This window comes from Paraburkholderia sp. (assembly GCF_047605525.1).
Classification (GTDB): Bacteria; Pseudomonadota; Gammaproteobacteria; order Burkholderiales; family Burkholderiaceae; genus Paraburkholderia.
Genome location: NZ_JASGFN010000018.1, coordinates 159899 through 167745 on the forward strand (window position 1 = coordinate 159899; position 7847 = coordinate 167745).

At 62.5% G+C, this 7847-nt stretch carries 7 protein-coding genes; 2 read left to right on the top strand and 5 right to left on the bottom strand.

What is annotated here, in order from left to right:
* The first annotated feature begins 128 nt into the window (after nucleotides 1-128).
* Complete coding sequence (locus tag QM685_RS24870; RefSeq protein WP_415120372.1) at nucleotides 129-1841, top strand: NAD+ synthase; 1713 nt, start codon at nucleotides 129-131, stop codon at nucleotides 1839-1841.
* A 176-nt stretch (nucleotides 1842-2017) separates the two neighbouring features.
* Complete coding sequence (gene glnK / locus QM685_RS24875) at nucleotides 2018-2356, top strand: P-II family nitrogen regulator (RefSeq protein ID WP_006048444.1); 339 nt, start codon at nucleotides 2018-2020, stop codon at nucleotides 2354-2356.
* A gap of 204 nt (nucleotides 2357-2560) precedes the next feature.
* Here glnK and QM685_RS24880 read toward each other — a convergent pair whose 3' ends face one another.
* The 5 genes from QM685_RS24880 to QM685_RS24900 form a co-directional block, all read right to left on the bottom strand.
* Nucleotides 2561-3718: a porin gene (locus QM685_RS24880; protein ID WP_415120376.1), complete on the bottom strand. Its 1158-nt coding sequence runs from the start codon at nucleotides 3716-3718 to the stop codon at nucleotides 2561-2563.
* A gap of 615 nt (nucleotides 3719-4333) precedes the next feature.
* Nucleotides 4334-5113, bottom strand: coding sequence for an ABC transporter ATP-binding protein (locus QM685_RS24885; RefSeq protein ID WP_415120378.1), 780 nt, complete (start codon nucleotides 5111-5113; stop codon nucleotides 4334-4336).
* 45 nt (nucleotides 5114-5158) lie between these two features.
* Nucleotides 5159-5872, bottom strand: coding sequence for an ABC transporter permease (locus tag QM685_RS24890; RefSeq protein WP_415120380.1), 714 nt, complete (start codon nucleotides 5870-5872; stop codon nucleotides 5159-5161).
* Nucleotides 5869-6558 (bottom strand): ABC transporter permease, encoded by a 690-nt coding sequence (locus tag QM685_RS24895; protein WP_415120382.1) that lies wholly within the window; start codon nucleotides 6556-6558, stop codon nucleotides 5869-5871. Before QM685_RS24895 ends, QM685_RS24890 begins: the two co-directional genes overlap by 4 nt.
* A gap of 332 nt (nucleotides 6559-6890) precedes the next feature.
* Nucleotides 6891-7667 carry an ABC transporter substrate-binding protein gene (locus tag QM685_RS24900; RefSeq protein WP_415120384.1) on the bottom strand — a complete coding sequence of 259 codons (777 nt, stop codon included), beginning with the start codon at nucleotides 7665-7667 and terminating at the stop codon, nucleotides 6891-6893.
* Nucleotides 7668-7847: the final 180 nt, after the last annotated feature.

Consider the following 7847-nt stretch of genomic DNA (forward strand, 5'->3'; position numbering starts at 1 on the left):
AGCGGCGCGGCTTTGAAGATCAGGCGGCCACGTCGTTCGTTAAGTTCGTTTATCCGGTTTGTTCAATTCCGTCGCGCCATCCAGCCGCGGTACCCGCGAGCCGTCGAGGCTTGCCTGTCGATCCTGCCATGAAGACCCGAATCGCTCTTGCTCAAATCAATGTCACCGTCGGCGACTTCGCCGGCAACGTCGCGAAGATCGTCGCCGCCGCGCGCGCCGCGCACAACGATGGTGCGAAGCTGCTGGTCGCGCCTGAACTCGCGCTGTCGGGCTATCCGCCCGAAGACCTGCTGCTGCGTCCCGCGTTCTATACCGCAAGCGCCGCGGCACTCGCCGATCTCGCCGCGCAGTTGAAGCCGTTCACCGGGTTGCATGTGATCGTCGGTCATCCGCTGCGCGACGGGTCGGACAACCTTGCGCACCACCCGGCGCACGGCCATGGTAATGCAAACGCGCCGATCGAGCGCGGCGTGCCGCCGGTCGATACGTTCAACGCGGCGTCGCTGATCGTCGACGGCGTGGTGGCCGGCACTTATCGCAAGCAGGATCTGCCCAATACCGAGGTGTTCGACGAGAAGCGCTATTTCGCGTCCGACCCGCGGCCGTTCGTGTTCGAACTCGACGGTGTGAAGTACGGCGTCGTGATCTGCGAGGACGCATGGCATGCGTCGGCCGCGCAGATGGCGAAGGCGGCGGGCGCGCAGGTGCTGCTGATTCCGAACGGCTCGCCGTATCACCTGAACAAGGAGGCCGTGCGCTTCGACATCCTGCGCGCGCGGATTCGCGAGACCGGCATGCCGATGATCTACGTGAACATGGTCGGCGGCCAGGACGAGCTCGTGTTCGACGGCGGCTCGTTCGTGCTCGACGCACAGGGCGAACTGGTCGCGAAGCTCGCGCAGTTCGAGGAAGCCACCGCTATCGTCGAATTCGACAACGGCAAGCCGCTGCCGGCCGCGATCGCGCCCGAGCAGTCGATCGAAGCGCAGGTGTACGCGGCGCTCGTGATGGGCGTGCGCGACTACATCGGCAAGAACGGTTTTCCGGGCGCGCTGATCGGTTTGTCGGGCGGTGTCGATTCGGCGCTCGTGCTGGCCGTCGCATGCGATGCGCTCGGCGCCGATAAGGTGCGCGCCGTGATGATGCCGTCGCGCTACACGGCCGACATCTCCACCACCGACGCCGCCGAGATGGCGCGCCGCGTCGGCGTGCGCTATGACGAGATCGCGATCGCGCCGATGTTCGATGCATTCCGCGGCTCACTCGCCCAGGAGTTCGCGGGCCGCGCCGAAGACGCGACCGAGGAGAACATCCAGGCGCGTATTCGCGGCACGCTGCTGATGGCGCTCTCCAACAAGTTCGGCTCGATCGTGCTGACCACCGGCAACAAGAGCGAGATGGCGGTCGGCTATTGCACGCTGTACGGCGACATGGCCGGCGGCTTCGCGGTGATCAAGGACATCGCGAAGACGCTCGTGTACCGGCTGTGTCGCTATCGCAACGCGGCCACCACGTTCGCGACGCGCGACGTGATCCCCGAGCGGATTCTCACGCGCGCGCCGTCGGCGGAACTGCGCGAGAACCAGACCGACCAGGACAGCCTGCCCGAATACGAAGTGCTCGACGCGATCATGCGCATGTACATGGAGGAGGACCGCTCGCTCGCGGAGATCATCGCCGCGGGCTATGCGGCCGAGGACGTGAAGCGCGTCACGCGTCTGATCAAGATCAACGAGTACAAGCGCCGTCAGGCGCCGATCGGCATTCGCGTCACGCATCGCGCGTTTGGCCGCGACTGGCGTTATCCGATTACGTCGCGCTATACCGAGCCGGTGGAGTGAGCAGGCGATCCGGCGGCGAAACAGTGGCGGTTATTTCGCCGCGCGTGCTTTAGCGCGGCACGGCTCGATTCGTTTCCGGCGCACGCCGGCCCGGATGCCGCAATGCATCCGGCGCGGCGTAGAATAAAAATCATCCATTTCCCTTTCACTTATCCAGTCACGAGACGAGGTTCGCCATGAAGCGCATCACCGCAGTCATCAAACCGTTCAAACTCGACGAAGTGCGCGAGGCGCTCGCGGAAGTCGGCCTCACCGGGCTGACCGTTACCGAGGTCAAGGGCTTTGGGCGCCAGAAAGGGCATACCGAGCTCTATCGTGGTGCAGAGTACGTGGTCGATTTTCTGCCGAAGGTGAAGATCGAAGTCGTGGTCGCGGACAACCAGTGCGATCAGGTGATCGACGCGATCATCGGCGCGGCGCGCACCGGCAAGATCGGCGACGGCAAGATCTTCGTCGCGGATGTCGAACGCGTGATCCGTATTCGCACCGGCGAAGAGAACGAAGCGGCGGTGTAATCCCGTTCGGCCACGCACCGGTACGGTGCGCGCGGCACATAACTGGCACATAACGAAATCGCGCGCCCAATAAAAAACGGTGCAATACCCTTGCGGGCATTGCACCGATACGCGCCTCTCGCAGCAGCGTGAAAAAGATTCTCTTCTCTTGAAGAAGCCTGCAACTCTACGCCCCGAAGGAAATCCCCTCGGGGCCACACTCGCTTAGAACGAGTGCTGAATACCTGCGTACACGCCCGATTGCGCGCGGCCCTGGAGCGGATTGTCCGTGGCCGCGGCGTAGCCGGCGTTGTTCGCATTCAGACCGAAGTTGGCCGTGCGGCTGTTGCGCACCGTTGCAGCCTGCAGATCCAGCAGCGTGCGCTTGGACAGGTTGTACGAACCGCCGACCGTGTAGATCGTCGCATTACCCGCGCCGTTGTTGCCGTTCACGTGATAGACCGCCGCGATCAGCGCCGCAGCCGGCGTTGCCTGCCACGTCACACCGCCCCATTCGTGATTGAGGGTAGTCGGCTGGCCCGGCAGAACACCCGTTGCACCGGCCGAACGCACTGCCTGGTAAGCGCCCTGAATCTTGAACTGGCCGAGGAAGAGGTTGAACATCGCCGAGTATTCACGCGATGCCGCGAATACGCCGTTACCCGTGTTATCCGTATTGATGCCGTTGTTGGCGACCGCGCCACCCCACAGTGCACCGTTCGTCGGGTTGCGGATTTCGTCGTACATACCGCGGATCTGGAACAGCGAGTTCGTGTAGGTGACCTGCGCGCCGGCCTCGCGGCCTTGCGGCGTCGTGCCGTTACCGTTCCAGCTCGTCGCGTTCGACAGCGCGTACTGGCCGTAAAAGTCAAAGCCCGCGATCTTCGGCGACTGGTACGCGAAGTTGTTGCTCGACTGCGGCCAGTTGCGGCCACGCACGAGCGATGCCGACGACCAGTTGGACTGACCGAACGGGTCGAAGTCCCACACGCCGTTCGAGATGAAGAGCATGCGGCCCATCGTGAACGTACCGTACTGGTCGTTCGACAGACCGACGGTTGCCCAGCGATTGAAGAGACCGCCGCCGCCAGGACCCGAGCCCGTCATCGTGTTGAACGAGCCTTCCAGCTGGAACAGGACCTTGTTGCCGCCGCCGATGTCCTCGACACCCTTCAAGCCCCACAGGCTGGTGCCCCAGTCGCCGCTCTCGGCCTTGAAGCGGTTGCCTTTATCGGTGGCCTGGCCGTTGGCGCCAACGCCGGTCGGCACGCCCGACATGTACTCGAGGCCCGCATCGAGGCGGCCATACAGCGTAACGCTGCTTTGAGCGTGTGCAACAACGCCGGCCGACATCAGCGCAGCGGCGAGCAATGCTTTCTTCATCTTCTCCTCCATACCCTGTCAAAAAATGAAACCCAGTACTGCGAGTGGTGTTCGGACGCGAATTGCACCGAACAGAAAGCGGTACCAGGGGAGAGTGGCGGGTGGATAGGGTCTCCTGCCGTGGCGTGCAGTGTCGAACCATCTGCGCGTCATGCCGATCCCTCGCCGACCGGTCTCTCCTCTGTGCTTTGAAGTGAAACTACTTTTAATCAACTTTGTTTTGCTACTTTGGTTACTAATTTATCAAAAATACCCTTAACTGGGAGAAGAAATTAGTACCTGCCACAGGGGATGTCGCCAAATTGCAATACGAATGTGCGCCCCGGCTCGTTACAACACCTCGAAAACACGCGAAAACCCTTATCTGGTAAGGGAATCACGGCTTGGGACAGGTCGTATTAAGGATTGCCACTATTGACGCTTCAAAAGTCTCAGAGTAGGGCGAAAATGCGCGCTGAAAGACCCTCTGGAAGGGGTTTTTCGCGGTCCGAACGGACGCGGAAAGGAGGCGCGGGAAGTAAAAAAGCGCCCGGAGGCGCCTTTGTCAAACTACATCGACTACATTTTTGATGCGCTCAGCATGGCGCGCCGCGCTTCGTGTGATTCGCTGTCCTATTATTTGAGACTGCCCGACAGGAACTGCTTCAGGCGTTCGCTTTTCGTGTTCCTGAATACTTCGTCGGGATGGCCTTCTTCTTCGACGCGGCCCTGATGCAGGAACATCACGTGATTCGATACGTTGCGCGCGAATCCCATTTCATGCGTGACGACGATCATCGTGCGGCCTTCCTCGGCGAGCTTCTGCATCACCTTCAGCACTTCGCCGACGAGTTCGGGGTCGAGCGCCGAGGTCGGTTCGTCGAACAGCATCACGTCGGGATGCATGGCCAGCGCGCGCGCAATCGCGACACGCTGCTGCTGGCCGCCCGACAGGTGCGACGGATACTGCTTTTCCAGCCGCGGCGCGAGGCCCACTTTCTCCAGATATTCGCGCGCGCGGTCCTCGGCTTCCTTGCGCTTCAGACCGAGCACGTGGACCGGCGCCTCGATGATGTTCTCGAGCACGTTCATGTGCGACCACAGGTTGAAGTGCTGGAACACCATCGCGAGTTTGGTGCGCACGCGCTGCAACTGCTTCGGGTCCGACACGCGCAGCGCGCCGTCCTTCGCGGTCTGCGTGCGCACTTCCTCGCCGTCGACGAAAATACGCCCCGCGTTCGGCTGTTCGAGAAAGTTGATGCAGCGGAGCATCGTGCTCTTGCCCGAACCGGACGAACCGATCACGCTGATCACGTTGCCGGCATCGGCCTTCAGCGACACGCCCTTGAGGACTTCGTTGTCGCCGTACTTTTTATGAAGCTCGTCGACGAAGAGCTTCTGCTTCTTGGAGTTCATCAGGATCCTTTGAGCCGTGCACACCTCGTGGCGCGCTGCCCGGAGTTACTTGCCTTGCGGCCGCAGGTACGCGAGCCAGCGACGCTCGGCACGGCGGAACAGCCACACGAGCGCGAAAGAGATACACAGATACAGCAGCGCGGCGATGCCGAATGCGTTGAACGACTGATACGTCGCGGAGTTCACGTCGCGGGCGATCTTCAGGATGTCCGGCACCGTGGCCGTGAACGCAACCGTGGTTGCGTGCAGCATCAGGATCACTTCGTTGCTGTAGTAGGGCAGCGCGCGGCGCAGCGCCGACGGCAGAATCACGCGCCGGTACAGCGTGAACGACGACATGCCGTACGCGCGCGCCGCTTCGATCTCGCCGTACGGCGTCGCCTTGATCGCGCCCGCGAAGATCTCGGTCGTGTATGCGCAGGTGTTCAGCGTGAATGCGAGCAGCGTGCAGTGCATGCCGTCGCGGAAGAACGCGTTGGTCAGCTCGTTGTTGCGGATGATCTCGAGGCTGTAGAGACCGGTGTAGCAGAGCAGCAACTGCACGTAGAGCGGCGTGCCGCGGAAGATGTACGTATACAGCCACACCAGGCGCGCAAGCCACTTCTTCTTCGACACGCGCGCAACCGCGAGCGGCACCGACAGACAGAAACCGAGGCCGATCGACACGACCAGCAGCCACAGCGTGATCGCGACGCCGGTGAACCGGTAGCCGTCGGTGAAAAGATAGTTGCGCCAGTATTCCTGAATGATCGCAATCATAGATCCGCCTTTCGCACGCCGGTCGAATAACGCTTTTCGAGGTACATCAGCACGAGGTTGGACACGGTGGTGATGACGAGATAGATCGCCCCGGCCAGCAGCGTGAAGAAGAAGAACCGCAGCGTGCCCTTGCCGGCGTCCTGCGATGCCTTGACGACATCCGCGAGACCGATGATCGACACGAGCGCGGTCGCCTTGACCATCACCTGCCAGTTGTTGCCGATGCCGGGCAGCGCGAAGCGCATCATCTGCGGGAACATCACGCGTGAGAACACCTGCCAGCCCGTCATGCCGTAGGCCGCGCCCGCTTCGAGCTGGCCGCGCGGCACCGCGAGAAACGCGCCACGGAAAGTCTCGGTGAAGTACGCGCCGTAGATGAACCCGAGCACCGCGACGCCGGCCACGAACGGATCGATGTCGATCTGGTCCCAGCCGAACGCGTCGGTCAGGTTGTTCAGCCAGATCTGGATGCTGTAGAAGAGCAGCAGCATCAGCACGAGATCGGGCACGCCGCGCACGAGTGTCGTGTACACGGTGCCGAGGCCGTAGGAAAAGCGGTTTTTCGACAGTTTCGCCGCCGCGCCGATCAGGCCCAGCACGAAAGCGAGCACCAGTGACAACACCGCCAGTTTGACGGTTTGCCAGGTGCCGTTGAGAAGCAGCGGGCCGTAGCCTTGAAGGAACATAGGAAGTCCTCGACGATGCGCTCGTGGCGCCCCGCGAAAGACGCGGCCCGCGTTGCACCGCGTGGGTGGCGAGCATCCGGCTCGCCGTGGCCCGCGGCGCACAGCATGCCGCTGTGCAAATCATCGCCGCCGGAACGTTGCCGCTCCTGCAGCGCGCTTTTGGGACTTTCGTCTCGAATTGTTTTGAATCTACTGCCCGATGCTGCAACCGCACCTGCCACTGCCGCCGGCATCCGCCGACTCTAGTACGAAGCGCCGGTCAAGCCCATGCGGGCGAGTCCCGAGTTTCGCGGATGCTGCCTGTGTTGCCTGTATTGCCTGCCGCGCTTCGCTCAACGTCCAGGATAGATGTCGAAGTCGAAGTACTGCTTTTCGAGCTTCCTGAACGTGCCGTCCTGATGCACCTCGGCGAGCGCCTGGTTGAACTTCGCCTTCAGGTCGGCGTCGCTCTTGCGCAGACCGATCGCGGTGCCTTCGCCGATCGTCTTCGGATCCTTCACTTCCGGACCGGCCCAGCCGAAGCCCTTGCCGCGCGGCGTCTTCAGGAAGCCGGCGTCGGCTTGTACCTCGTCCTGCAGCGCGGCGTCGAGACGGCCCGAAGCGAGGTCCGCGTACACCTGATCCTGATTCTGATAGGACACGATGGTCACGCCCTTCGGCTCCCACCAGACTTTCGCGTACTGTTCCTGGGTCGAACCCTGTTCGACGCCGACACGCTTGCCCTTCAGCGATTCGACGGTAGGCAGGAGCGGCGAGCCGGCTTTCGCGATCATGCGGGCCGGCGCGTCGAACAGCTTGCCGGAGAAGTCGATCTGTTCGCGACGCTTGTCGGTGACGGTCAGCGAGGAGATGATCGCGTCGAACTTCTTGCCCTTCAACGCCGGAATGATGCCGTCGAGATCCGATTCGACCCACACGCACTTCACGTTCATCTTCGCGCACAGCGCGCGGGTCAGATCGGCGTCGAAGCCGACGATCTCGCCGCTGGGCGCCTTCGATTCGAACGGCGGATAACTGGCGTCGACCCCGATACGCACGGTTTTCCATTCTTTCGCCATCGCGCCGGTGGCCATGACTGCCAGAGCCACGCACAGTGCGAACTTCTTCATGTTTCTCCTGGATCAAACTGATCGTCGTGATGATTCGACTCGAAGAGCGCCGGCCGAGGGCCAACGGTCGCTATTCTAGGCGGTCAAAATTGCCGCGCCGCCGGGATGTCGCGAGGCCGCGGACGACGGCTTGCGCGGTGCGGCGCGCGCCGCGGAGCCGCTTCGGTCGCGCGCCGCGTC